Raw genomic sequence first — 24,753 nt, forward strand, 5'->3', positions numbered from 1 at the left:
GCACCCGTCCGTCAGTCGGTCTCCGCGGCGGGCGGGTCGTACGACCAGGTCGGGGCGAGGGCCCGCAGGCGGATGCCGCGGTACTGCCACGCCGCCCACAGCATCGGCCACAGCGGCACCGCCGCGATCCCGCCGATCGTGAGGCGATCGCGCCACAGCGTCTTGGACGGATCACCCGGCAGCGGGCTGACCGCCATCTGGTGGTCCCAGACGTCGAGCGCCGCGAGGGGACCGGTGAGCGGGATGCCGCTGTCGCGGAAGATCCGCACCGGACCGTTCGCGTCCTCGGTGTAGCGGTCGCTCGCGTGGATCAGCTGCTGACCGACGGGGAGGAGGCCGAGGGCGCGGATCTCGACCGGCACGTCGGCGCCCGGCTCGAACGAGGTCGGGAGCGAGGCGGCCATCGGCGCCATGTCGAGGAGCGGTCCGTACAGCTCGGTGACCGCCCGCGGCGAGTGCAGGGCGCGCCACGCCGCATCCGCGGTGCAGTCGAGTTCGAGTTTCAGCAGGATCCGCATGCCTCCACTCTCGCATTCCGGCGGGGGAGTCGGTACGTTGGGAGCGCTCCCATACCTCCCGTCGCCTCGGCGACCCTTGCGAAAGACCGCCATGCCCCTCGAACCCGCCATCGAATCCGGCGACCGCTCGCACACGCTCGCTCCCGTCGAGTCCGTCGCGCAGATCTCGTCGATGCTGCTCGACACCGACCCGACCCTCGATCCCGCCCTCGCCGAGATCGCGCGGGCGACCGCCACCGAGGGTGTCGTGCTGCTGACGAACGACGGCACCCTGCCGCTCGGCGAGCGCACCGTCGCGGTCTTCGGGCGCGTGCAGGTGGACTGGTTCGCCGTCGGCTACGGCTCGGGCGGCGACGTCAAGGTGCCCTACATCTGGAACCTGCTCGCCGGGCTCCGCGACGCGGGCGTCCGCGTCGACGACGACCTCGCGACCCGGTACTCGACGTGGTCCGCGGAGAACCGGCCGGTGTTCACCGCCAACTGGGGCCAGTGGCCGCACCACTTCCCCGAGATGCCCATCGCCGACGCCGAGGTCGCGGCCGCGGCATCCCGTGCCGACACCGCGGTCGTCGCCATCGGACGCGCGGCGGGCGAGGCGCGCGACAGCATCCTCGAGCCCGGCAGCTACTACCTGACGCCGGAGGAGAGCGTCCTCCTCGACGCCGTGACCGCGCACTTCGAGCGTGTGGTGGTCGTCGTGGACGCGGGCAACGTGATGGACCTGTCGTGGGTCGTCGCGTACGGCGACCGGATCAGCGCCGTGCTACTGGCCTGGCAGGGCGGCATGGAGGGTGCCCGCGCCGTCGCGGGGGTGCTCGCCGGCGAATCGGCCCCCAGCGGCAAGCTGACGGACACGATCGCCCTCAGCTACGAGGACTACCCCAGCGCGCCGAACTTCGGTCACCTCGACGTCAACGTCTACGCCGAGGACGTCTTCGTCGGCTACCGCTACTTCGAGACGTTCGCCCCCGACCGGGTGCTGTTCCCGTTCGGGCACGGCCTGTCGTACACGACGTTCGAGCTGTCGACGACGGTGACGGCGGATGCCGGTGCCCTGACCCTCGAGGTCGTCGTCACCAACACGGGGTCCGTCGCCGGAAAGGAGGTCGTGCAGGTCTACACCGGCGCTCCGGACGGCGCCCTCGGCAAGCCCGCCCGTCAGCTCGCGGCGTTCGGCAAGACCGGGCTGCTCGCGCCCGGGGCGAGCGAGACGGTCCGGCTCACGGTGCGTCTCGACGACCTCGCCTCGTACGACGACGCCGGCGCGACCGGTACCCGCAGCGCCTGGGTCCTCGAAGCCGGGGATTACCCCGTGTTCGTGGGGACCGACGTGCGCTCGGCGACGCGCGTGGCGGCGTTCGACGTGCCCGAGACGCGGGTCGTGCGCACGGCCACCGAGGTCGCCGCCCCGGTCCTGCCCTTCGAGCGACTCACGCTCGCGCGAGCGGCGAACGGCTCGGCCGTGGTCGCCCACGAGACCGTCCCGACGCGTACCGTCGCGCGGGCCGACCGGATCCTCACCACCCTGCCCGCGGAGGTCCCGCACACGGGCGACAGGGGTGTCGACCTCGCCGACGTCGCCGCGGGTGCGGCATGCCTCGACGACTTCGTCGCGCAGCTGAGCGATGAGGAACTGTCGCTCCTCGCCCGCGGCGACGTCACGATGGACAGCCCGCTGGGAGCCGCCGGCAACGCGGGCGTGCTGGGCGGGGTGTCCGAATCGCTGCGCGCCAAGGGCGTGCCGCCGATCACGACGACCGACGGGCCGAGCGGCATCCGCCTCGCGGCCTACGCCTCGCTGCTGCCCTCGGGGACGGCGTTCGCCTCGACCTGGAACGTCCCGCTCATCGAGGACCTCGCCGCGCTGCACGGCCAGGAGATGCTGCGCAAGGGCTCGGACGTGCTGCTCAGCCCGGGCATGAACATCCACCGCGACCCCCTGTGCGGGCGCAACTTCGAGTACTTCAGCGAGGACCCGGTCGTCTCGGGACGCATCGCCGCCGCCGTCGTGCGCGGCGTGCAGAGCACCGGACTCGCCGCCTGCCCGAAGCACTTCGCCGCGAACAACCAGGAGACCAACCGCACCCGCAACGACTCGCGGGTCTCCGAACGCGCCCTGCGCGAGATCTACCTGCGCGGCTTCGAGATCTGCGTGCGCGAAGCCGCGCCCCGCGTGATCATGACGTCGTACAACCAGATCAACGGGGTGTGGGCGCACTACCACCACGACCTCGTGACGGTCGTCCTGCGGGGCGAGTGGGGGTACGGGGGCACGGTCATCACCGACTGGTGGATCGAGGAGTCCGCCGACCCCGACTTCCCCGCCCTCGCGGACAACGCCTACCGCGTCCGCGCGCAGGTGGACGTCCTCATGCCCGGCGGGGTCAAGCGCGACGGCGCGCCGCAGGCGTACGCCGACACGTCGATCCTCGACTCGCTCGCCCGCGCGGACGGCCTCACCCGCGGTGAGCTGCAGCGCACGGCGCGGAACGTCCTCGGCCTGGCGCTCGCGCTGAAGCCGGTCGTCGACGCTCGTACGCTGGAGGGATGACCGCGAGCCCGTTCGACCAGTCCCGCTACCAACTGCGTTTCGACTGGGGGCAGGAGGGCCTGCGCCGCCTCGCCCCCGCGGACGTGGTCGTCGTGGTCGACGTCCTGCGGTTCTCGTCGACCGTGTCGGCGCGGATCGTGGGCGGCGAAACCGTGCCGCACGACGACGCGGCCCACGCCGTTTCGCGCAACGGCGCCGCCGTCGCCTCGGCCGCCGCGGACGCGGGCGCGGTCGTCTTCCTGGGGTGCCTGCGCAACGCGACCGCGGTCGCGCACGCCGTGCTGGCCGAGCAGAACCGCCGCGCGGCGCGGACGAGCGTCAACGTCATCGCGGCGGGGGAGCTGTCCGGGCAGGGGGATGCCGCGGTCCTCCGCTTCAGCGTCGAGGACCAGCTGGGCGCGGGCGCGGTGTTCGCCGCCCTCGAGGCGCTCGGGCTCGACCATTCGTCGCCGGAGGCCGCGGCGGCATCCGAGTCCTTCCGCGGGCTCCGCTCCGCCGTCCGTCACCTGCTGACGGCGAGCGGCTCGGGGCAGGAGCTGCTCGAGGCCGACCGCCGCGCCGAGGTGCTCGCCGCCGCGGCCCACGACGCCGACGACGCGGTACCGGTCCTGCGCGGCGGCGTGTGGCGGGCGTACGAGACGATCAGCGCGGAGTGAGGGCGGCGCGCCGTGTCTCGGCGGTGATCTCGCGCCGCCGCCAGGTGATCAGGTGGCGCGGATCGAACGTCGGTGCGCAGCGTGCGCACGACGTCGCCCGGGTGGCCTTGCGGTGCCGGTAGGCGACATGCCCCGCGGGGCAGACCCCGACCCAGGGGGCGAGCTCGGTCGCCGTCTCACCGCGGTGCGTCACGCCGCCGGTGTAGCCGAGCGAGCCCGCGATGCGCTTCCAGTCCGCGCCGTGCCCGGCTGCGGCCCCCGCGATCGCGTGGGCGATCTCGTGCAGGATCGTCTGCCGGTTGGTCTCGGCGTCGTACCGCGCGGCGAGATAGCGCGAGAGCGTGATGCGCTTGCGCAGGTAGTCGCACGCGCCCGCGCGCCGTTTGGCGTTGTCGAACGCGAAGCTCCACGAGTCGTCGAGCAGCTGCCGCAGCAGGGACTCCGCCTCGCGGCGGACGTCGATCAGATCGCTCATGCCAGCACGATAGAACGGATGTACGACACTCGCCGGGAACGGCTCAGCTGGCGACCGTGGAACGGTTGCGGCGCCGATCGACGGCGTCGATCGCGAGCAGCGTCGACTCCAGCTGCTCCTCGGGCGCTCCGGCCTCCTGCCGCAGGAAGAGCGCCTTCTTGAAGTCCGCGCGCGCCGACGCATCGTCACCGGCGTCGAAGTGCACCTTGCCGCGGTGCTGGCAGCCGAACGCGGCCACCGCCGCCCAGCCCTGGCCCTCGGCCTCTTCGACGCACGTGTTGAGTTCGTGGATCGCGGCCGCGTAGGCGCCGCGGAACTGCTGGACGGTGGCGTGCAGCATCCGTGCGCGCAGCAGGTCCTTGCGGGTCCCGGCCATCCGCGCGAGACGGACCGACTCCTCCGACACCACGAGCGCGTCGTCGAGACGGCCGGTCACCTTGAGGAGCCACACCTTCTCGAGCATCGCCGCGAGGCTGCGCTGCTCGCCGAGCTCGACGAGCCGTGCCTGGCATTCGTCGAGGTCGACGATCTCTCGGAGTGTCTCCGGGTCGTATCCCTTGATGAAGCCCACGGCCAATCCTTCCCACCCAGCGACGTGTGCCTCCAGTGTCGCCGGGCGGGACCCGGAATCGGCTGAGGGCGCGCCGCGCGTCGTGGCCTCAGCGATCGAAGACGGATGCGGCGGGCTTCGGCGACGGGGTGGCGTCGGCATCCGTCATGATCCGCGCATCGCGCGCGAACGCCTCGAGCTCGGCGCTGTGGGCGACCTTCGCGGGGTGCGGCCCCGCCGCCATGAGCCGCGGCAGCCAGTCCATCGGCAGTGGAGTGGGAGAGGCGGCGATGACGATGTTGCCGAACCGACCGCTCTTGAGCGTGCCGACCTCGGCGAGGATCACGACGTGCTCGAGCACCGAGCGCACGGTCGCAACCTGGCGGCGCGCGAAGGCCAGTCCGCTCCCGTCGGCGATGTTGACGAGCAGGATGCCGGTGGGTGCGAGCAGCCCCGCGAGGATGCGGTAGTACTCCACGCTCGTGATGTGAGCGGGGGTCTGGGCACCCGCGAACACGTCGGAGACGACGAGGTCGACGTTGCCGACGAGCCCCGCGGGCAGGCGTGCGGCGACGTCGCGCGCGTCGCCGATGCGCACCCGGAGCTGTCCCGTGCGGGGGAGCGGCAGGTGCGCGCGGACGAGGTCGACGAGCGCCTGCTCCAGCTCGATCACCTGCTGCCGCGACCCCGGCCGGGTGTGCTCGACGTACCGCGGCAGGGTCAGGGCGCCCGCACCGAGGTGCACGGCCGTGAGGGGTTCGCCCGGCATCCCGATCTGGTCGATCACCGCACCCATCCGGGCGACGTACTCGAAGTGGAGGTGCGACGGATCGTCGAGGTCCACGTGCGACTGGGGGGTCGTGTCGACGATCAGTTCCCAGCCGCCGGCGAAACGACCCGGCACGATGCGCGCCTGCCGGCCGTCGGACAGTCTCGCGACAGGCGGGTCGATCGGGTCGCGGGAGCGGGCCATTCGTCTACGGTAGCCCGCAGGAAGAAACACGATCGAGATGCAGATGTAACCGCTTGCCCGCAGTGCGGCAGGTAGCGTCAGCGGCATCCCTTCGGCAACGCCGCCCTCCAGGCGCGTCGCCGACGAGCCTCATCGGAAGGTGCACAGCAATGCTCCCCATGTCCAGGAAGCGGGTGGTCGCGGGCGCCGCGGCCCTCGTCATCGGTGCGCTCGCGCTCAGCGCGTGCGCCAGTCAGCGCGGCGGCGAGACCGAAGGCGAAGGCTCGGCCGACGTCGACGGCACGTTCGTCTTCGGCGCCTCGGCCGACCCGGCCAGCCTCGACCCCGCCTTCGCCCAGGACGGCGAGACGTTCCGCGTCTCGCGTCAGATCTTCGAGGGTCTCGTCGGCACCAAGCCCGGCACCGCCGACCCGGCGCCGCTCCTCGCCGAGTCGTGGGAGGTCTCGGACGACTCGCTGAGCTACACGTTCGCCCTCAAGAAGGACGTCACGTTCCACGACGGCACCCCGTTCAACGCGGAGGCCGTCTGCGTCAACTTCGACCGTTGGTACAACTGGGAGGGCCTGGCCGCCAGCGAGGCGCTCGGCTACTACTACAACAAGCTTTTCAAGGGCTACGCGTCGAGCCCCGACACCGCGGTCTACGACTCCTGCACGCCCGACGGCGACGACTCGGTCACCATCGCGCTGAAGAAGCCCTTCGCCGGCTTCGTGGCGGCGCTGTCGCTCCCCGCCTTCGGGATGCAGTCGCCGACCGCCCTCGAGGAGTACAAGGCCGACGAGGTCGGCGGCACCGCCGAGGCCCCGACCCTCAGCGAGTACGCGATGGGTCACCCCGTCGGCACCGGTCCCTACAAGTTCGATGAGTGGTCGCCGGGCGAGCAGCTGACGCTGAGCTCGTACGAGGACTACTGGGGCGACGCCGGCCAGATCGACGAGATCATCTTCCGCGTGATCGACGACCCGACCGCCCGCCGCCAGGCGCTCGAGTCGGGCTCCATCGACGGGTACGACCTCGTCGGCCCCGCCGATACGGCCGCTCTCGAGGAGGACGGCTACAAGATGGTGTCGCGTCCGCCCTTCACGATCCTCTACCTCGCCTTCAACCAGGCGGTCCCGGAGCTGCAGGACCCGAAGGTCCGAGAGGCTCTCTCGTACGCCGTCGACAAGGACGCGCTCATCTCGCAGGTCCTCCCCGAGGGCACCGAGAAGGCGACGCAGTTCATGCCGCCGACCGTCAACGGCTGGAACGCCGACGTCACGACGTACGACTACGACCCCGAGAAGGCGAAGCAGCTGCTCGCCGAGGCCGGCTACGACGAGGCCAACCCGCTGGCGCTGACCTTCAACTACCCGGTCAACGTCTCGCGTCCGTACATGCCGGACCCCGAGCAGATCTTCACGGTGCTGTCGAAGCAGCTGAACGAGGTCGGCATCGAGACCACGCCGAAGTCGAACGAGTGGGGCGAGTACCTCGACCTCATCACCGGCGGCACGGATCACGGCATCCACCTGCTCGGTTGGACCGGTGACTACAACGACACCGACAACTTCCTCGGCGTCTTCTTCGGTCAGAAGTCAGCGGAGTGGGGCTTCGACAACCCCGAGCTGTTCTCCGCGCTGACCGACGCCCGCGGCATCGCGGACCTCGACGAGCAGACGCAGGTCTACTCCGACATCAACGAGCAGGTCGCCGAGTTCATCCCCGGTGTTCCGCTCGCCCACCCGGCTCCCACCCTGGCCTTCGACCCCCGCGTCGAGAGCTACCCGGCGAGCCCCGTGAACGATGAGGTGTTCAGCGAGATCGTCCTCACGAAGTAAGCCGATCGAGGCGGCTCCAGCCGCCTGACCGGTGCGGGGCGGGACACCCTCCCGCCCCGCACCGACCTCCACGAAAGCGACACCCGTGCTGCGAACCATCGGCAAAAGGCTCCTGCTGCTGATCCCCACCCTCCTCGGACTGAGCATCCTGCTCTTCTGGTGGGTGAGAACCCTTCCCGGTGGGCCCGCCCAGGCTCTGCTCGGCGAGAAGTCCACCCCCGAAGCGGTCGCCCGCATCAACGAGCTCTACGGCTTCGACCGCCCGCTCCTCGAGCAGTACTTCACGTGGATCGGCAGGCTCCTCTCGGGCGATTTCGGCAGCTCGCTGCAGACGAGCCGCCCCGTGCTCGACGAGTTCCTGCGCCGCTTCCCCGCGACGATCGAGCTCTCGCTCGCCGCGCTCATCATCGCCGTCGGCGTCGGCGTCCCCCTCGGATACTGGGCCGCCCGCCGCCACGGCAAGGCGGCCGACAGCGCCGCTGTCGTCTTCAGCCTGCTCGGCATCGTCGTGCCGGTGTTCTTCCTGGCCTTCATCCTCAAGTACGTCTTCGCCGTGCAGCTGGGATGGCTGCCCTCGGACGGTCGCCAGAGCCCCCGGATCGACGCGACGCACTACACGAACTTCTACGTCCTCGACGGCCTCATCACAGGGGAGTTCGACGCGGCATGGGATGCCGTCCTCCACCTGATCCTGCCGGCGGTGGCGCTCGGCACGATCCCCCTCGCGATCATCGTGCGCATCACCCGGGCATCCGTCCTCGAGGTCCAGAACGCGGACTACGTGCGCACCGGCAAGGCCAAGGGCGTGCCCGGAGCGCTGCTGCGCAACCGCTTCATCCTCCGCAATGCCATGCTGCCGGTGATCACGACGATCGGCCTGCAGGCGGGTCTGCTGCTGTCGGGAGCGATCCTCACCGAGACGGTGTTCGCCTTCCCCGGCATCGGCTCGTTCCTCGCCGGCGCCATCTTCAACCGCGACTTCCCGGTCCTGCAGGGCTTCATCATCTTCATCGCGATCGTCTACGCGCTGATCAACCTGCTCGTCGACGTCTCGTACAGCCTGATCGACCCGAGAGTGAGGGTCTCATGAGCACCGTCCTTCCCCCCGCCGCCGGCGGAAGCCCCGCCGAGGACGCCACGGCCGTCGACCTGAAGGCCGGCAGCGGCGGAGCGCCGCGCGGCGGCTTCTGGCACGACGTCTTCCGTCGCCTGCGGCGCAGCCCCGTCGCGTGGACCGGCCTCGTCATCGTGCTGCTGTTCGTGCTGGTCGCGATCCTCGCACCGCTGCTCGCCCCGTACCCCGAGACGGACCTCCCGGGTGCGCGCGAGATCACCCCGACCTACATCCCCGGCCCCGGCGAGATCGCCGCGTTCCCGCTCGGCCTCGACCGATTCGGCGGCGACGTGCTGTCCAAGCTCATCTGGGGAGCGCAGTCGTCGCTGCTCATCGGCGTCATCTCGACCGCCTACGGACTCGTCGGCGGGATGCTGCTGGGCCTCATCGCGGGCACGTTCGGCGGCTGGGTCGACAACGTCATCATGCGACTCGTCGACATCCTGCTCTCGGTGCCGAGCCTGCTGCTCGCCGTCTCGATCGCAGCGATCCTCGGTCAGAACCAGAACTCGGTCATGATCGCCATCGGTGTCGCGCAGGTGCCCATCTTCGCGCGCCTGCTCCGCGCCTCGATGCTGCAACAGCGGTCGGCCGACTACGTCCTCTCGGCGCAGACCCTCGGCCTCGGGCGCGGGCGCATCACGATGACCCACGTCCTGCCGAACGCGGTCGGACCGGTCATCGTGCAGGGCACCCTGTCGCTCGCGACCGCCGTCATCGACGCCGCGGCGCTGTCGTTCCTCGGCCTCGGTGGCGGACGCCCCGAGACCGCGGAGTGGGGACGCATGCTCACCTACGCGCAGGCGGAACTCGCCATCGCGCCGTGGCTCGCGTTCCTCCCCGGCATCTGCATCGCGATCACCGCCCTCGGCTTCACCCTGTTCGGCGAGGCGCTGCGCGAAGCCATGGACCCCCGGACGCGCGGGCGCTGATCGTGAGCCGGCGGGCGCTGCTCGTCGTCGTCGGGCTGGCGGCCGTCGTCGTCGTGGGGCTGGTCGTGCTGTACACGCTCGGTGGGCTCGGCAACGCGGTCGTGCCGTAGTCCCGCCGGGATACTCGCCGGGGCACCGCTGCGCGATCCCGGTGGGTCGGCTGGTACCGCTGCGCGATCCCGGCGGGTCGGACGGTACCGCTGCGCGATCCCGGCGGGTCGGCTGGTACCGCTGCGCGATCCCGGCGGGTCGGACAACAGGGCCCCTTCCCCGACTGTCCGGCCCACCGGGATCGCTTCGCTGCCCGTGCGTGCAGGGGCCGTTCGCCTGTCGCGTTGTGCCGTGTGGGGCGGCGTTATGTGACAGGGGAGGGTTGCGGGGGTGCGGCATCCGCTGTTCGCCTGTCGCGTTGTGCGGTGTGGGGCGGCGTGTTGTGACAGGGGAGGGATGCGGGGGTGCGGCATCCTGCGCTCGCCTGTCGCAATGTGCCGTGCGAGGCGGCAGTTTGTGACAGGCGAGGGATGCCGCGCCGCGCCGCGGGCGGCGAGGGTCAGACGGCGATGTCGAGCTCGTTGCCGGGGATCGAGGCGAGGAGGTTGCGCGTGTAGGGGTCGCGCGGGTTCGTGAAGATCTCCTCGCTCGAGGCGGCCTCGACGAGTGCGCCGTCCTTCATGACGCAGACGTAGTCGCTGATCAGCCGCACGACGGCGAGGTCGTGCGAGATGAACAGGTAGCTCAGGCCGTACTCGTTCTGCAGGTCGCTCAGCAGCGACAGGATCTGATCCTGCACGAGAACGTCGAGCGCCGACACCGGCTCGTCGCAGACGATCAGTTCGGGCGACAGGGCAAGGGCCCGTGCGATCGCGACGCGCTGACGCTGACCGCCGGACAGCTCCGACGGGTAGCGCCGCAGCATCGACTCGGGCAAGGCGACGTCGTCGAGCAGCTTGCGCACCCGCGCGGCACGGTCCTTCGCGGAGCCGCGGTTGTAGAAGTCGAGCGGTTCCTGCACGATCCGCTCGATCGTGAACATGGGGTTCAGCGACGAGTACGGGTCCTGGAAGATCGGCTGCACCTTCTGTCGGAACTCGCGCAGCTGCCGTCCCTTGAGGGATGCCACGTCCGCACCGTCGTAGCGGATGACACCCTCCGTCGGGTCGACGACCTTCAGCAGCATCCGTGCCGTCGTCGTCTTGCCCGAGCCGGATTCGCCGACGATCGCGACCGTCTCCCCGCGGGGGATCGAGAACGAGACGTCGCGGACGGCGGCGAAGTCCTCCTTCTGCCCGCGGACCTTGTACAGCTTGGTGAGCCCCTCGACCTCGACGATGTTGTCGACCGGCTTCGGCGCGGCATCCGGTGTCGGAGTCGTGAACGCCTCGGGACGCAACCGTGCGACGGCGACCGAGGGTGCCGCCTGCACGAGGGACTGGGTGTAGGGATGCTGCGGGTCCTCGAGGATTTGCCGCGCGGGGCCCTGCTCGACGATGCGGCCCCGGTGCATGACGACGACCCGGGCGGCGCGCTCGGCCGCGAGACCCAGGTCGTGCGTGATCAGGAGGACGGACGTGCCGAGCTCGGTCGTCATGCGGCCGAGCTGGTCGAGGATCGTCTTCTGGACCGTCACGTCGAGCGCGCTCGTCGGCTCGTCGGCGATGAGCAGGCGCGGGTTGCAGGCCAGACCGATCGCGATGAGCGCGCGCTGGCGCATGCCGCCTGAGAACTCGTGCGGGTACTGCTTCGCGCGCTCCTCGGCGTTCGGCAGGCCGGCCGCCGCGAGGGTCTCGACGACCTTCCGGTCGACGTCCTTCTTCGTCGCGAGCCCGTGCGCGAGCAGGGTCTCGGCGACCTGCGTGCCGATCTTCGACGTCGGGTTGAGGTTCGACATCGGGTCCTGCGGCACGAGTCCGATCTGCGCCCCGCGGATGCCGCGCATCGTCGCCTCGGAGGCCCCGACGAGCTCCTGTCCGTCGAGGCGGATGCTGCCGTCGGCGATGCGTCCGTTGCCGGCCAGCAGGCCGATCACGGCCATCGCGGTCGTCGACTTGCCCGAGCCCGACTCGCCCACGATCGCGACCGTCTCACCCGCGGCGAGGTCGAGGTCGACGCCCTCCACGGCGCGCACCGATCCGTCGATGGTCTGGAACTCGACGGCGAGGTCGCGCACCTGCAGGAGGGGCGTGCCGGCGGCGGGGGTGGTGGCGAAGGGCATGGGTCCATCCTGCCCTCCGCCCGCCGCGGGCGCACGGGCGGATCGCCGGCTTTACCGAGCCGTAACGGGATCAGCCGTCGCGGCGGGCACCCTCGGACGGTCGCACCGTGAAGACGTGCGGCTCGGTGTGCCCCGCCGCGGCGAAGGCTGCCAGAACCGCGCCCCGCACGGCCGGGACGGCGGCGCGGTCGATGAGCGCGATCGCCGACCCGCCGAATCCGCCGCCCGTCATCCGCGCCCCGACCGCGCCGTTCTCGCGGGCGGTCTCGACGGCGAGGTCGAGCTCGGGCACCGAGATCTCGAAGTCGTCGCGCATCGAGGCGTGCGAGGCGTAGAGCAGGTCGCCGATGGCGCGGGGGCCATGTTCGCGCAGCGTACGCACGGTGTCGAGCACGCGCTGGTTCTCGGTGACGACGTGACGCACCCGCCGATAGGTCACCTCGTCGACGAGCTGCTCGACCTGCGGCAGCTGGTCGACGCGCACGTCGCGCAGGGCCGGGACGCCCATCGCCTCCGCACCGCGCTCGCACGCGGCGCGCCGCTCGCCGTAGCCGCCGGTCGAGTGTGCGTGGGCGACACGCGTGTCGATGACCATGAGCTCGAGCCCGGCGGCGTCGAAGCCGAGGGCGACCACCTGCGCGTCGAGGCTGCGGCAGTCGAGGAAGGTGCCGGCATCCGTCTCACCGAGCATCGACGCCATCTGGTCCATGATCCCTGTCGGGGCGCCGACGGCCTCGTTCTCGGCGCGGCGTCCCGCCTGCGCGAGTGCGACGCGGTCGAGGCCGAGCCCCCACACGTCGTTGAGCGCCGAGCCGGTCGCACCCTCGATGGCCGCCGACGACGAGAGCCCGGCGCCGACGGGGACGTCCGAGGCGAACGCGAGGTCGACACCGGTGACGGATGCGGCATCCGTCCCGGTCGCCTGCAGCAGCGCCCACGCGACACCGAGCGGGTACCGGGCCCACTCGACGACCTCGTCGCGTCGCTCGGGGAAGAGCGCGTCGAGGTCCGCGAGCGCCACCTCGACCGGCGACTCGTCGAAGGTCGAGACGACGCGGATGCGGCCGTCCGACCGTCGGCCGAGCGCAACGTGCGTGCGGTGCGGCGTCGCGAACGGGAAGACGAAGCCGTCGTTGTAGTCGGTGTGCTCGCCGATCAGGTTGACGCGACCGGGCGCGGACCAGAGGCCGACCGGCTCGTTGCCGGTGAGGGTGGAGAAGAGGCCGTGGGCCTCGCCGGCAGCGGTCACAGGGTGACTCCTTCGATGGCGGTGCGGAGGCGCGCGGCGGCGTCCTCCGGGGGGACGTCGCCGATCCAGGCGCCCATGGCGGCCTCGGATCCGGCGAGGAACTTGAGCTTGTCGGCGGCGCGGCGCGGGCTCGTGAGCTGCAGGCTCAGGCGCACGGTGTCGCGACCGACGTGGACCGGCGCCTGGTGCCAGGCGGCGATGTAGGGAGTCTCGGACTCGTAGAGGGCGTCGACGCCGCGCAGCAGGCGAAGGTAGAACGGGGCGAGCTCGTCCTTCTCCTCGTCGGTCAGGCCCGCGAAGTCGGCGACGTGACGGTGCGGGAGCAGGTGGATCTCCAGCGGCCAGCGGGCGGCGAACGGCACGAACGCGGTCCAGTGCTCGCCGTGCAGCAGGACGCGGGGCCCGGCCTGCTCGAACTCGAGGATGCGCTGGAACAGGTCGGGGGCGGTGCGGTCGATCGAGTCGAGCAGGCGGGTCGTCCGCGGAGTGACGTACGGGTAGGCGTAGATCTGGCCGTGCGGATGCTGCAGCGTGACGCCGATCGCTTCGCCGCGATTCTCGAAGGGGAACACCTGCTCGATGCCGGGGAGGGCGGACAGGGCGGCGGTGCGGTCGGCCCACGCCTCGATGACGGTGCGGGCGCGGGTGACGGTCTGCGTGCCGAACGAGCCGGTGCGCTCGGGCGAGAAGCAGACGACCTCGGTGCGGCCGACGCTCGTGCGGGTGCGGCCGAGCCCGAGGTGGGCGAGGTCGTCGAGCCCGCGCGGCGGGTCGACCGCGGCGGGGACGTCGTCGGTCGCCTGGGCCAGGGCGGGACCGAACGAGGGCGACTTGTTCTCGAAGACGGCGACGTCGTAGAGCGACGGGATCTCGGACGGGTTCGTCGGGGTCTGCGGCGCGAGCGGGTCGAGCTCGGCGGGCGGCAGGAACGCGCGGTTCTGCCGGTTGGCGGCGACGGAGACCCAGTCGCCGGTGAGGACGTCCTGCCGCATCGTGGCGGTCTCGGGGCGGGCGTCGAGGTCGCGGGTGTCGACGGCGCGCTCTGCGCCGAGGGTCGTGCCGGGGTCGTCGAAATAGATCAGCTCGCGGCCGTCGGCGAGGCGGGTGCTGCGCTTGACGACGCCGGCGCCGAGGTCGTTCGTCTCGGCAGGCGCGTGCATGCCGTTCTCCGGTGTGTTCACGTCAACACGGTAGCCGAAGGCTGTGTTATCGTCAACATCACGCAAGTCTCCGGAGTTGCGCACGTATTCGCGGGGCAGGATCCGGGGCGGGGAGGATGCCGTGCAGCGACGCGTCTCGATGGCCGACGTGGCCGCGGCGGCGGGGGTGTCCGGCCAGACCGTCTCGCGCGTCGTCAACGGCAGCCCGCGCGTCGACCCCGAGACCCGCGCGCGCATCGAGGCGGCGATGGCAGACCTCGGCTACCGCCCGCACCGCGCCGCCCGGGCCCTGCGCACGGGCCGCTCCGGCACGATCGGCGTCATCGTCGCGACCCTCGCGACCGTCGGCAACTCGCGGATGCTCGAGGCCGTGGCATCCGCTGCGGCCCGGCGCGACCTGGCGGTCACCCTCATCTCCCTCGCCGAGCGGACGGGCATCGCCGACGCCTTCGACCGCCTGCACGACCTCGGCGTCGACGGCGCGATCGTCCTCAACGAGGCGACGGCCATCGTGGAGGGCGTCGCGCCGCCCGCGGGTCTCGCGCTGGTCGCAGTCGACTCGCCCGGCGGGGCATTCGCGACGGTCCAGTCCGACCACGCCGGCGGCGCCGAGGCGGCCACACGCAGGCTGACGGATGCCGGGCGTCGCGCTATCGCGCACGTCGCCGGGCCCGCCGGGTCGTTCGCGGCGGCCGAGCGCGAGCGCGGCTGGCGCTCGGCGCACGACGGGCCGCCGCCCCGGGAACCGCTGCGGGGGGACTGGGGCGCGGCATCCGGTCACGCGGCGGGAGTCGTCCTCGCCGCCGACCCGGGCGTCGACGCGGTGTTCGCCGCGAACGACCAGATGGCGCTCGGCGTGCTGCGCGCGCTCGCCGAGGCGGGACGGGAGGACGTCGCCGTCATCGGGTTCGACGACGTGGCGGATGCCGCGGACTACCGCCCGCCGCTGACCACCGTGCGGCAGGACTTCGACGCCCTCGGCGAGGCCGCCGTCGCCGCCCTCGCGGCGACGCTCGACGGCGCGCCCGCGACACGGACGGTCGTCCCGACAACGCTCATCGCCCGCGCGTCGGGCTGACGCGCCCTCGCGCTCGCGGTTGCTCGCGCGAAAGCGCCCCCTGCTGCCGAGAGCGCCCGTCCGAGCGCGGCAGCAGGGGGCGCTGTCGGCACGGACGCGCGCTCTCGCGCGTGACCGGGGGCTCTCAGCCGGCGGTGCGGCGGGCGTCCCAACCGGTGCGGACCATCTCGTCGACTGTGTACCGCATCTTCCAGTCGAGGTCGCGGGCGGCGAGCTCGCCGGTGGCGACGATGCGGTCGGGATCGCCGGCGCGGCGCGGGGCGATCTCGGGGGTGAACGGGATGCCGGTGACCCGGGCGACGGCATCCATGATCTCGCGCACCGACAGCCCGTTCTGCGAACCGAGGTTGTAGGCGGGCTCGACCGGTTCGCCCGCGCGCAGGCGCTGCGCCGCGACGACGTGCGCGGCGGCGATGTCGGCGACGTGCACGTAGTCGCGCACGTTCGTGCCGTCGGGGGTGTCGTAGTCGTCGCCGTTGATGCGCGGCGTCTCACCCTTCAGCAGCATCTCGAAGACGATGGGGAACAGGTTGTGGGGGCTCGTGTCGTAGACCGACGGGTCGCCCGAGCCGACGACGTTGAAGTACCGCAGCGAGGTGTGACGCAGGGGTGCATCGGATGCCGCCGTCGCGACGCCCTGCGCCGCGATCAGCCACTCGCCGATGAGCTTCGATTCGCCGTACGGCGAGGCGGGACGCTTGGGCAGGTCCTCGGTCACGAGGGGCACGTCGGGGGTGCCGTACACGGCGGCGCTGGAGGAGAACACGATGTTCGTGACCCCGGCATCCGCCATCGCCGCGAGCACCACGCGGGTGCCCTCGACGTTCTGCTCGTACGTGTGGAGGGGGCGCTGCACCGAGACGCCCGCGTACTTGAACCCGGCGACGTGGATGACGCCCTCGACGCCGTGCGTGCGCAGGGTGTCGGCGACGAGCTGCTGGTCGAGGATCGTGCCCTGCACGAAGGGGACCCCCGTGGGCACGAACGCGGCGTGTCCGCTGGAGAGGTTGTCGAGGACGATCGGGTCGAGACCCGCCTCGGCGAGAGCGCGGACGATGTGCGCGCCGATGTACCCGGCGCCTCCGGTGACGAGCCAACTCATGGTCCCGAGCCTACTGGCGCGGGACGGACGCTCCCGACGCGCGCAGCTCTAGGAACCCAGGGCCGCAGCGACGACCTTGCGCGCCTCCTCCTGCACCTGCGCGAGGTGCTCGGGACCCTTGAGGCTCTCGGCATACAGCTTGTAGACGTCCTCGGTGCCCGACGGGCGAGCCGCGAACCACGCATACTCCGTCTGCACCTTGAGCCCGCCGATCGCCGCACCGTTGCCGGGCGCGTGCGAGAGCTTCGCGGTGACGGGGTCGCCGGCCAGCTCGCTCGCCGAGACGGCGTCGCCCGAGAGCTTCGACAGGGCCGCCTTCTGCTCGGGCGAGGCGGGCGCGTCGACGCGCTGATACGCGGATGCCCCGAACTCGGCCTCGAGCTCGGCGTACCGCTGCGAGGGGGTCTTGCCGGTCACGGCGAGGATCTCGGCGGCGAGCAGGCAGAGGAGGATGCCGTCCTTGTCCGTCGTCCAGACGGTGCCGTCCTTGCGCAGGAACGACGCACCGGCCGATTCCTCGCCGCCGAACGCGACGGAGCCGTCGAGCAGACCCGGGACGAACCACTTGAACCCGACGGGGACCTCGAGGAGGGTGCGGCCGAGAGAAGCGGCGACGCGGTCGATGATCATCGACGACACGAGGGTCTTGCCGATCGCGGCATCCTGCGGCCAGCCCTCGCGGTGGCGGTAGAGGTAGTCGATCGCGACGGCGAGGAAGTGGTTCGGGTTCATGAGCCCGGCATCGGGCGTCACGATGCCGTGACGGTCGGCGTCGGCGTCGTTGCCGGTGAGGATGTCGAACTCGTCGCGCCGGGCGACGAGGGCGGCCATCGCCGAGGGGGAGGAGGGATCCATGCGGATCTTCTCGTCCCAGTCGAGCGTCATGAACCGCCACGTCGGGTCGACCTCGGGGTTCACGACCGTGAGGTCGAGGCCGTAGCGCTCGCCGATGAGGGCCCAGTACTCGACCGAGGCGCCACCGAGCGGGTCCGCGCCGATCCGCACGCCCGAGCGCGCGATCGCCTCGACGTCGATGATGGATGCCAGGTCGGCGACGTACCCCTCGCGGAAGTCGTACTGGCCGAGGGTCGCGTCGTCGATGTCCGCGTGGCGGATGCGTCGGACGCCCTCCAGGCCCGCCTCGATGAGCGCGTTCGCGCGGTCGGCGATCCAGCCGGTCGCGTCGGTGTCGGCCGGTCCGCCGTGGGGCGGGTTGTACTTGAAGCCGCCGTCGCGCGGCGGGTTGTGCGACGGGGTGACGACGATGCCGTCGGCGCGACCGGCATCCGATTCGTCCCGGCCCTTGTTGTAGGTGAGGATCGCGTGGCTGAGGGCGGGTGTCGGCACCCACGAGTCGCGGCTGTCGACGCGGACGTCGACGCCGTTCGCGACGAGGACCTCGATGGCGGTGTGCTCGGCGGGGAGCGAGAGTCCGTGCGTGTCGCGGCCCAGGAACAGCGGGCCGGTGATGCCCTGCGCTGCACGGTAGTCGACGATCGCCTGGGTGGTGGCGAGGATGTGGTCCTCGTTGAAGCTGCGTGACAGCGACGAGCCGCGGTGGCCGCTCGTCCCGAACGCGACCCGCTGCGCGGCGACCGACGGGTCGGGCTTCAGGTCGTAGTAGGCGCCGATGAGGGCGTCCACGTCGACGAGGTCAGAGGCTTCGGCTGGCTGTCCTGCGCGGCTCATTCGCCCAGTCTGCCAGGGAAGTCGGACGGGAGCGCCTGCGTGTCGCGGATCCGCAGCGAGCTCACGCCGGAAGGCGGCCCGCCTCGGTGACCATCGCCGCCGCCCGTTCCGACAGGGCGTCGAGCACGGTCCGCAGGGCCGGCGAGTCCGACATGGTCCGGCGGTGTATCGCCGACACCTCGCGGATGGACTCCGGCGACACGGTCGGGATCGCGACCAGGTCGGGGCCGAGCGGCGGGCGGCCCAGGCGCGGCACCAGCGCGACGGCGATGCCCGCGCGGGCGATCTCGAGGTGGTTCTCGAACTCCATCGACTCATGCACGATCCGCGGGGCGCCGCCGACACCGTCGAACAGCCGCCGCAGCCATTGCCGGCAGATCGTCGACTCGAACGTCGCGACCCACGGCTCGCCGCCGAGGTCCTCGGGGCGCAGTTCGGTGCGGCCGGCGAGCGGGTGGTCGCGGCGCAGGATGATGTCGGCGACGTCGGTGAACAGCGGGGTCTCGACGAGGTGGTCGGGGATCGCGAGCGCGACGTTGCCCCAGCGGTGCACGAGTCCCAGGTCCCGCTGGCCCGACGCGACGAGGGCGACCGTCTCCCACGGTTCGCTCTCGCGCAGCGGCAGTCGCAGGTCCGGATGCCGCCGGCCGAGGTCCGCGATGAGGGGCACCATGACCCCGCGCACCACCGTCGAGAACGCCCCGATCCGGATCTCACCGGCGACCCGGTCGGGCTCGCCGCCCCCGTGGAGGTCGGCGCGAACGCGCTCGAGGTCGGCGAGGATCGGCGTCGCCGAGACGACGAGGCGCGTCGCGGACTCGGTGAGCACGACCCCGCGCCCCACCCGCTCGAGTAGCGTCAGGCCGGTGTCGCGCTCGAGGCGCTTGATCTGCTGCGACACTGCCGAGGGGGTGAAGCCGAGAGCGGTCGCCGCGGCGGCGACGCTCCCTTCCGTGGCCACGGCGCGCAGGGACACGACGGCCTCGAGATCGATCATGAAGCGATGCTACCGATTCACGTCGCGCAATGATCGCTTGTCCTTCACGGATGCCGCGGGTGGACTGGTCCCGTGACCCGCCGTGACATGCTCCTCGCCGCCCTCGTCGCCTCGCTGTGGGGCCTGAACTTCGTCGTCATCGATTGGGGGATGAGCGGCATCCCGCCCCTGCTGTTCGCGGCGATCCGGTTCGCCGTCGTCGCACTCGCCGTCCTCGTGGTGCCGCGGCCGCAGACCGGGTGGCGCGTGATCGTCGGAGTCGGCCTGTTCATGAGCCTCGGCCAGTTCGCGCTCCTCTACACGTCGCTCGCGCTGGGGCTGAGCCCGGGCCTCGCCGCGCTCCTCATGCAGGCGCAGGCGGTCTTCACGATCGTGATCGCGGCGATCGCCCTGCGCGAGCGCCCTTCCGCGCTGCAGGTCATCGGTGTCGGCCTCGGCGTCGTCGGTCTCGTGATCGTGGCGCTCTTCCGCGGCGGCGACGCTCCCGTGCTCGCGGTCTGCCTCGCGCTCGCGGCTGCGCTGTCGTGGGCCGTCGGCAACGTGATCTCGCGCCGCGCGGGCGTCGTCACCGGGATCGGCCGTGGCGGCACGCTGTCACTGACGGTCTGGTCGTCGCTGGTCGTGCCGATCCCCGCCCTGGCCCTGTCGTTCGTCATCGACGGTCCTGCGGCGATCGGCGCGGGGCTCGCCGCCATCGGACCCCAGGCCGTCGTCTCGACCCTCTACACCGCGGGCCTGTGCACCCTGTTCGCGTACGCCGTCTTCAACGGACTGCTCGGCCGCAACCCGTCTGCGGCCGTCGTGCCGTGGATCCTGCTCGCGCCCGTCGTCGCGATGGCCTCGGCCGCGCTGCTGCGCGGCGAGGCTCCGAGCGTCGGAGAGGTGGTCGGCGGCGCGGTTCTCGTCGCGGGCGTGCTGGTCAGCGGCATCCGTCGTCGACAGCCGATGCCGCAGGCGGTGGGGCTCATGGGGGTGCCCACTAGGCTGTCCGCGTGACATCCGAGCCCCCGGCTTCCCCCACCCGTCGCACGTACAGCTTCCTCGGCCCCGCCGGCACCTTCACCGAAGCCGCCCTCGCGCAGGTCCCCGAAGCACGCGACCAGACCTGGCGCCCCGTCCGCAACGTCGGCGAGGCGCTCGCCGACGTCATCGAGGGCCGGTCGGATGCCGCGATGATCGCGATCGAGAACTCCGTCGACGGCGGCGTCTCGACGACGCAGGACGCCCTGGCGACCGTGCCGGGACTCCGCATCGTGGGGGAGTACCTCGTGCCGGTCGAGTTCGTGCTGGTCGCCCGGCCCGGCGTGCGGCTCGAGGACGTCTCGGTCGTCGCAGCCCACCCCGTCGCCTACGCGCAGTGCCTCACGTGGCTGACGGCCGCGCTGCCCGAGCACTCGCACATCCCCGCCACGAGCAACGTCGCCGCCGCCGTGGGACTCGTCGACGGCGGGATCTCCGCGGATGCCGCGATCGCCCCGCCCGGCATCCTCAAGCTCTACGACCTCGACCTGCTGGCCGAGAAGATCGGCGACAACCCGCACGCCGTGACGCGGTTCGTGCTGGTGAGCCGCACGGCTCCGCCGCCCGCGCCGACGGGGGCCGACAAGACGTCGCTCATCGTCGAGCTGCCCGAGGACCATCCCGGTGCCCTCCTCGAGCTGCTCGAGCAGTTCGCGACCCGGGGCATCAACCTGTCGCTGCTCGCCTCGCGCCCGATCGGCGACGAGCTCGGCCGGTACCGCTTCGTCATCGACGCCGACGGGCACATCGAGGACGAGCGCATGGCCGACGCGTTGCTGGGCCTGCGCCGCTTCTCGCCGCGGGTGCTCTACCTCGGCTCGTACCCGCGGGCCGACCGCGCGATCGTGCGCTACCCCGAGCGGTACTCCGACGAGGTGTTCGTCGAGGCGCGCGACTGGCTGCGCGGCCTCGTCTCGGGCGAGCCCGAGGCCTGACCCGCCCGCCTGCGCGGCACCAACCACGGAGATGTGCCGCTGCGCGGCGGGTGGAACCGGTTACCACCGCGTCTCGGTGACGGATCTCCTCGGTTGTCGCCGCCCGCGCGCGGCTCAGGCCGCGAGCAGCTCGAGCGTGCGGATGCGCGAGGGTGCGGCATCCATCGGCTCGTCCTCGGTCGCGGCGGACACGGGCGACACCATGACCTCGTCGACGCCGTGGCGGGCGGCGAACTCCGCGAGCCGGCTGCGGACCTCGGGTCCGGTCCCGACGAACCAGCGCGACATCATCGCGTCGAACACGGGGGCGGCGAGCCCGTCCGAGGCCTCCGCCGCCGCGGCCTGCTCGACGGTCTCAAGCGCCGTGAGGGGCTTGCCCCCGCGCAGACGCGCCATCATGCGCGCCTGGGGCAGCGCGGCGGCGCGGGCCTGCGCGTCGGTGTCGGCGACGACGGCGTTGGCCGTGACGAAGGTGCGGGGCTCGGCGAGCGTCTCGGACGGCTGGAACTGCCCGCGGTAGAGGTCAAGCGCACGCTCGAGACCGTCGCCCGAGAAGTGGTTCGCGAACACGTACGGCAGGCCCATCCCCGCGGCGAGCTGGGCCGAGTAGTCGCTCGAGCCGAGCAGCCACACCTCGGGGGTGCTGGTCGACGCGGGCGTCGCCCGCACGTCGTACGTGCCGCCCGAGGTGAACCGCAGCGTCGCGCCCTCGGCCGAGACGAGAGAACGGATGTCGGTGACGTGGTTCGGGAACCGCTCGACGTCGCTCGTGGTGCCCGACTGGCGCAGCAGCTGCGTGATGACGGGGTCCGAGCCGGGGGCGCGGCCGATGCCGAGGTCGATGCGGCCCGGGGCGAGGGCTTCGAGGGCGGCGAACTGCTCGGCCACGACGAGCGGCGAGTGGTTCGGCAGCATGACGCCGCCGGAGCCGACGCGGATGCGGCGGGTCCGCGCCGCCGCCGCGGCGATCAGCACCGGGGGAGTGGTCGAGGCGACGGCCGGCATGTTGTGGTGCTCCGCGAACCAGTAGCGCCGGTAGCCGAGCTCGTCGGCGCGCTGCGCGAGGGAGAGCGAGGCGGCGATCGCCTGGCTGCTGGTCTGCCCCGTGCGGACGGGGACGAGGTCGAGAACGGAGAGGGCCGGGGTCGCAATGCTCATAACGAACACTGCAACCCCGGCCGGTGGCGGCGCATTCCGCGCCGCGCGCGGGTCAGCGCGCGATGCGGACGGCGCTCGAGGTGCGGCTCGTCGTGTCGTAGCCGGCGAGGCTGCCGGTGACGCGCACCGTGAGGCGGTCCCCGCGGTCGGTGCGGGTGACCGTGTAGGTCGCCTTCGTCGCACCGCTGATCGCCTTCCCACCGTTCAGCCACTGGTACGACAGTCGCGTCCCCTCGGTCCAGGTGCCGGCGCGCGCGGTCAGGGTCTTCCCGACCTTCGCCGAGCCCGTGATCTTCGGGGTCGACGCGCTCAGCGCCCCCTTCGCCACCTTCGCCGTGGCCGCCGACGTCTTCGCGGCGGTCACGTGTCCGGTGAGGGTTCCCGTCACGCGGACCGAGAGTCGGGCGCCGAGATCGGATGCCGTGAGGCGGTGCGTCGCGGTGACGGCACCGCGGATGGGCGCGCCGTCCCGCATCCACTGGTAGGCGAAGGCGGTGCCCTTCGTCCACGTGCCCGGCTTCGCCGTCAGGGTGCGGCCGACGGCGGCCGTGCCCGTGACGGTGGGCGTCCCGACCGTCAGCGTGGCGGCCACCACCGTGACGACCCGGTCGACGCGCGCGCGGTTGCCGGCGGCATCCGTCACCGTGTACGTCAGCGTGTAGGTGCCGAGCTTGCGCGTGTCCACCGTGCCGCGCACCTTCAGGTCGGCGGTGACGTCCCCGTCGACGGCGTCGCGGGCGCTCACCCCGGCGAGGGCGTCGAACGTCGCGCCGAAGCGGACCGAGGTGGATGCCGGCACGCTGATCTCAGGCTTCACGAAGTCCTCGCGCAGGCCGGCGTCGCGGAAGTGCGTCGAGTGCATGCCGAACGAGTCCTTCAGGTGCGGCATCCAGCAGGCGTCGTTATGGCGACCCTCGGGGTACACGGCCCAGGTGTGCGGCACACCCTTTCCGGTGAGGATCGTGTCCATCGAGCGGGCGGCGTCGTCGAAGCGGTACTCGTCGAACTCGCACGCGTCGAAGTACAGGTCGAACTTCTTCAGCTGCTTCGCCGTCATGTCGCCCGCCTGCTTCAGCGGCGTGGGCAGGGCCGAGCCCGAGTAGCTCAGTGAGCCGATGTGCGAGGCGATCGAGGAGAACATGCCGGGGTTCGACAGTCCCAGCGACCACGCGCCGAAGCCGCCCATCGAGACACCGGTGAGCGCACGGAAGTCACGGCCCTCGAGGGTGCGGTACTCCTTGTCGACAAGGGGCACCATCTCGGTGAGGAACATGCTGCGCCACGGCGTGCCGCCGTCGGGCTGGTCGGAGTACCAGAGCGACTCGCCGTCGGGCATGATGACGATCGACTCGGCGAGGCCCTGCTGCCACAGTCCGTCGAGGACATCGTCGATGTCGCGCGGCTCCCACTCGCGGCTGCCGCCGTTGATGCCGTGCAGCAGGTAGACGACCGGGTACTCGCGCTTCGGCTGGCTCAGGTACGACGGCGGCAGGTAGGTCGCGAACTCGCGCGGCTGCCCTTCGAGCTCGGAGTCCACCGTCTCGCGGAAGAACCGCGAGTCGTTGCCGGTCTCGCGCAGCGTCGCGGCGTCGATGTGCAGGAACTGCTGGGATGGGGGCTGGAAGGTGTACGCCGTGCCGTCGCGGGTGCCGGTGATCTCCCGGTTGGTGTCGACGATGAGCGCGCCGTCGTCACCGGTGACGACCTCGACCTCGCCGTCGGTGAGGGTCAGGGTGCCGGACTCCTTCATCCACTGGCGGAGCTCGCGGGCGCGGCGCTCCTTCGAGCGGCCGTCGTGGAAGTAGCCCTTGTCGAGGGTCTTCAGGTAGGCGTCGACGTCGCCGGCGGCGAGAGCGGCACGCTGCTTCTCGAGCACCGTGGCGACGGCCGCGGACTGCGCGGCCGAGGCGCGCGGACCGATGATGCCGTAGACGTTCGCGCGGACGGCATCCTTCGAATAGATCCCGACGGGTCCCTCGTACCAGCCGCCGCCGCCGTTCATGTCGTAGAGGCGGACGGCGAGGGTGTTCTCGCCGCCGAAGTTCGGCGCGTCGGCGGGCACGGGGTAGAGCCGCTTCTCGAACCACTGGCTGCTGGCGGCGGGCGGCATCGTGCCCGAGCCGCCGATGCGCGTGCCGTTGAGGAAAGCCTCGTCGACGTCGTCGAGGAAGCCGAGCGAGGCGACGAGGTTCGTCCCGGCGGCCTCGGCCGGCAGCGTGAAGGTCAGGCGGTACCAGCCGAAGCCGTCGTAGTCGGCGAACGGGGTGCCGTCGCCCGGGACCTCGATGTCCTGCCACGCGGAGTCGTCGAACTCCGGCGAGGCGTAGGACGGGTCATCGCCCTTCGCGAACTTCCAGGTGCCCTCCAGGTCGAGGGAGACGCTCGCGGCCTCCGCCGCGGCAGCGGTCGCCGTGGCAGCGGTCGGCGCTGGGGGCGCGGCCAGGGCGGGGGTGGCGATGCAGAGGGATGCCGCGAGGGCGGCCACTGCGGAGACGGCGACCAGACGCCGTCGGGGGACGTGATGCGGCACGGATTCCTACTTCCTCGTGGGGTGCCGGGCGTCG

General features: G+C 71.8%; 20 protein-coding genes. 8 read left to right on the forward strand and 12 right to left on the reverse strand.

The annotated features are described in order from the left end of the window. Positions 1-11: 11 nt before the first annotated feature. Positions 12-518 (reverse strand): hypothetical protein, encoded by a 507-nt coding sequence (locus AYL44_RS13295; RefSeq protein WP_064003755.1) that lies wholly within the window; start codon positions 516-518, stop codon positions 12-14. A 91-nt stretch (positions 519-609) separates the two neighbouring features. Here AYL44_RS13295 and AYL44_RS13300 point away from each other — a divergent pair, with 91 nt between their 5' ends. Further along, complete coding sequence (locus tag AYL44_RS13300) at positions 610-3,069, forward strand: beta-glucosidase (RefSeq protein ID WP_064003756.1); 2,460 nt, start codon at positions 610-612, stop codon at positions 3,067-3,069. Then, the gene (locus tag AYL44_RS13305; protein ID WP_064003757.1) at positions 3,066-3,725 is read left to right on the forward strand and encodes a 2-phosphosulfolactate phosphatase; all 660 of its coding nucleotides are present in this window, start codon (positions 3,066-3,068) and stop codon (positions 3,723-3,725) included. The genes AYL44_RS13300 and AYL44_RS13305 overlap by 4 nt, the downstream gene beginning before the upstream one ends. On the opposite strand, the gene AYL44_RS13310 is transcribed toward AYL44_RS13305, so the two are convergent. The 3 genes from AYL44_RS13310 to AYL44_RS13320 all read right to left on the reverse strand — a co-directional run bounded on the left by AYL44_RS13310 (position 3,712) and on the right by AYL44_RS13320 (position 5,723). Beyond that, a complete protein-coding gene (locus AYL44_RS13310) occupies positions 3,712-4,200 on the reverse strand; it encodes a SprT-like domain-containing protein (RefSeq protein ID WP_064003758.1) in 489 nt (162 codons plus the stop codon). The two genes, AYL44_RS13305 and AYL44_RS13310, sit on opposite strands and share 14 nt — an antisense overlap. 43 nt (positions 4,201-4,243) lie before the next feature. Next, positions 4,244-4,771, reverse strand: a complete 528-nt coding sequence (locus AYL44_RS13315; RefSeq protein ID WP_064003759.1) for a hypothetical protein — start codon at positions 4,769-4,771, stop codon at positions 4,244-4,246. An 88-nt stretch (positions 4,772-4,859) separates the two neighbouring features. After that, positions 4,860-5,723, reverse strand: coding sequence for a spermidine synthase (locus tag AYL44_RS13320; RefSeq protein WP_064003760.1), 864 nt, complete (start codon positions 5,721-5,723; stop codon positions 4,860-4,862). 149 nt (positions 5,724-5,872) lie between these two features. Between AYL44_RS13320 and AYL44_RS13325 the strand changes: the two genes are divergently transcribed. From AYL44_RS13325 to AYL44_RS13335, 3 genes are all read left to right on the forward strand, one after another. Further along, positions 5,873-7,543 carry an ABC transporter substrate-binding protein gene (locus AYL44_RS13325; protein ID WP_064003761.1) on the forward strand — a complete coding sequence of 557 codons (1,671 nt, stop codon included), beginning with the start codon at positions 5,873-5,875 and terminating at the stop codon, positions 7,541-7,543. Positions 7,544-7,628: 85 nt separating this feature from the next. Next, positions 7,629-8,633, forward strand: a complete 1,005-nt coding sequence (locus AYL44_RS13330; protein ID WP_064003762.1) for an ABC transporter permease — start codon at positions 7,629-7,631, stop codon at positions 8,631-8,633. Then, positions 8,630-9,589 (forward strand): ABC transporter permease, encoded by a 960-nt coding sequence (locus tag AYL44_RS13335; RefSeq protein ID WP_064003763.1) that lies wholly within the window; start codon positions 8,630-8,632, stop codon positions 9,587-9,589. The genes AYL44_RS13330 and AYL44_RS13335 overlap by 4 nt, the downstream gene beginning before the upstream one ends. A gap of 550 nt (positions 9,590-10,139) precedes the next feature. Here AYL44_RS13335 and AYL44_RS13340 read toward each other — a convergent pair. The 3 genes from AYL44_RS13340 to galT form a co-directional block, all read right to left on the reverse strand. Further along, entirely contained in the window at positions 10,140-11,801 is a 1,662-nt protein-coding gene (locus AYL44_RS13340) for an ABC transporter ATP-binding protein (RefSeq protein WP_064003764.1), read from the reverse strand. Between the two features lie 70 nt (positions 11,802-11,871). Next, positions 11,872-13,050, reverse strand: coding sequence for a galactokinase (gene galK / locus AYL44_RS13345; RefSeq protein ID WP_064003765.1), 1,179 nt, complete (start codon positions 13,048-13,050; stop codon positions 11,872-11,874). Continuing rightward, entirely contained in the window at positions 13,047-14,210 is a 1,164-nt protein-coding gene (gene galT / locus AYL44_RS13350; protein WP_064003974.1) for a galactose-1-phosphate uridylyltransferase, read from the reverse strand. Before galT ends, galK begins: the two co-directional genes overlap by 4 nt. A gap of 139 nt (positions 14,211-14,349) precedes the next feature. Here galT and AYL44_RS13355 point away from each other — a divergent pair, with 139 nt between their 5' ends. Continuing rightward, positions 14,350-15,288 carry a LacI family DNA-binding transcriptional regulator gene (locus AYL44_RS13355; RefSeq protein WP_064003975.1) on the forward strand — a complete coding sequence of 313 codons (939 nt, stop codon included), beginning with the start codon at positions 14,350-14,352 and terminating at the stop codon, positions 15,286-15,288. Between the two features lie 124 nt (positions 15,289-15,412). Here AYL44_RS13355 and galE read toward each other — a convergent pair whose 3' ends face one another. From galE to AYL44_RS13370, 3 genes are all read right to left on the reverse strand, one after another. Continuing rightward, positions 15,413-16,390 (reverse strand): UDP-glucose 4-epimerase GalE, encoded by a 978-nt coding sequence (galE, locus tag AYL44_RS13360; protein ID WP_064003766.1) that lies wholly within the window; start codon positions 16,388-16,390, stop codon positions 15,413-15,415. A 48-nt stretch (positions 16,391-16,438) separates the two neighbouring features. Continuing rightward, positions 16,439-18,079, reverse strand: coding sequence for a phosphoglucomutase (alpha-D-glucose-1,6-bisphosphate-dependent) (gene pgm / locus AYL44_RS13365; RefSeq protein ID WP_064003767.1), 1,641 nt, complete (start codon positions 18,077-18,079; stop codon positions 16,439-16,441). 61 nt (positions 18,080-18,140) lie between these two features. Next, positions 18,141-19,076 (reverse strand): LysR family transcriptional regulator, encoded by a 936-nt coding sequence (locus tag AYL44_RS13370; RefSeq protein ID WP_064003768.1) that lies wholly within the window; start codon positions 19,074-19,076, stop codon positions 18,141-18,143. 72 nt (positions 19,077-19,148) lie between these two features. Here AYL44_RS13370 and AYL44_RS13375 point away from each other — a divergent pair, with 72 nt between their 5' ends. Further along, positions 19,149-20,072: an EamA family transporter gene (locus tag AYL44_RS13375; protein ID WP_064003769.1), complete on the forward strand. Its 924-nt coding sequence runs from the start codon at positions 19,149-19,151 to the stop codon at positions 20,070-20,072. After that, on the forward strand, positions 20,069-21,031 hold the full coding sequence (pheA, locus tag AYL44_RS13380) for a prephenate dehydratase (RefSeq protein ID WP_064003770.1): 963 nt from the start codon (positions 20,069-20,071) through the stop codon (positions 21,029-21,031). Before AYL44_RS13375 ends, pheA begins: the two co-directional genes overlap by 4 nt. Positions 21,032-21,145: 114 nt before the next feature. On the opposite strand, the gene AYL44_RS13385 is transcribed toward pheA, so the two are convergent. Then, positions 21,146-22,189: an LLM class flavin-dependent oxidoreductase gene (locus AYL44_RS13385; RefSeq protein WP_064003771.1), complete on the reverse strand. Its 1,044-nt coding sequence runs from the start codon at positions 22,187-22,189 to the stop codon at positions 21,146-21,148. Between the two features lie 52 nt (positions 22,190-22,241). Further along, positions 22,242-24,719, reverse strand: coding sequence for an alpha/beta hydrolase-fold protein (locus AYL44_RS13390; protein WP_064003772.1), 2,478 nt, complete (start codon positions 24,717-24,719; stop codon positions 22,242-22,244). Positions 24,720-24,753 lie beyond the last annotated feature (34 nt).

This window comes from Microbacterium oleivorans (assembly GCF_001644225.1).
Taxonomy (GTDB): Bacteria; Actinomycetota; Actinomycetes; order Actinomycetales; family Microbacteriaceae; genus Microbacterium; species Microbacterium gawkjiense.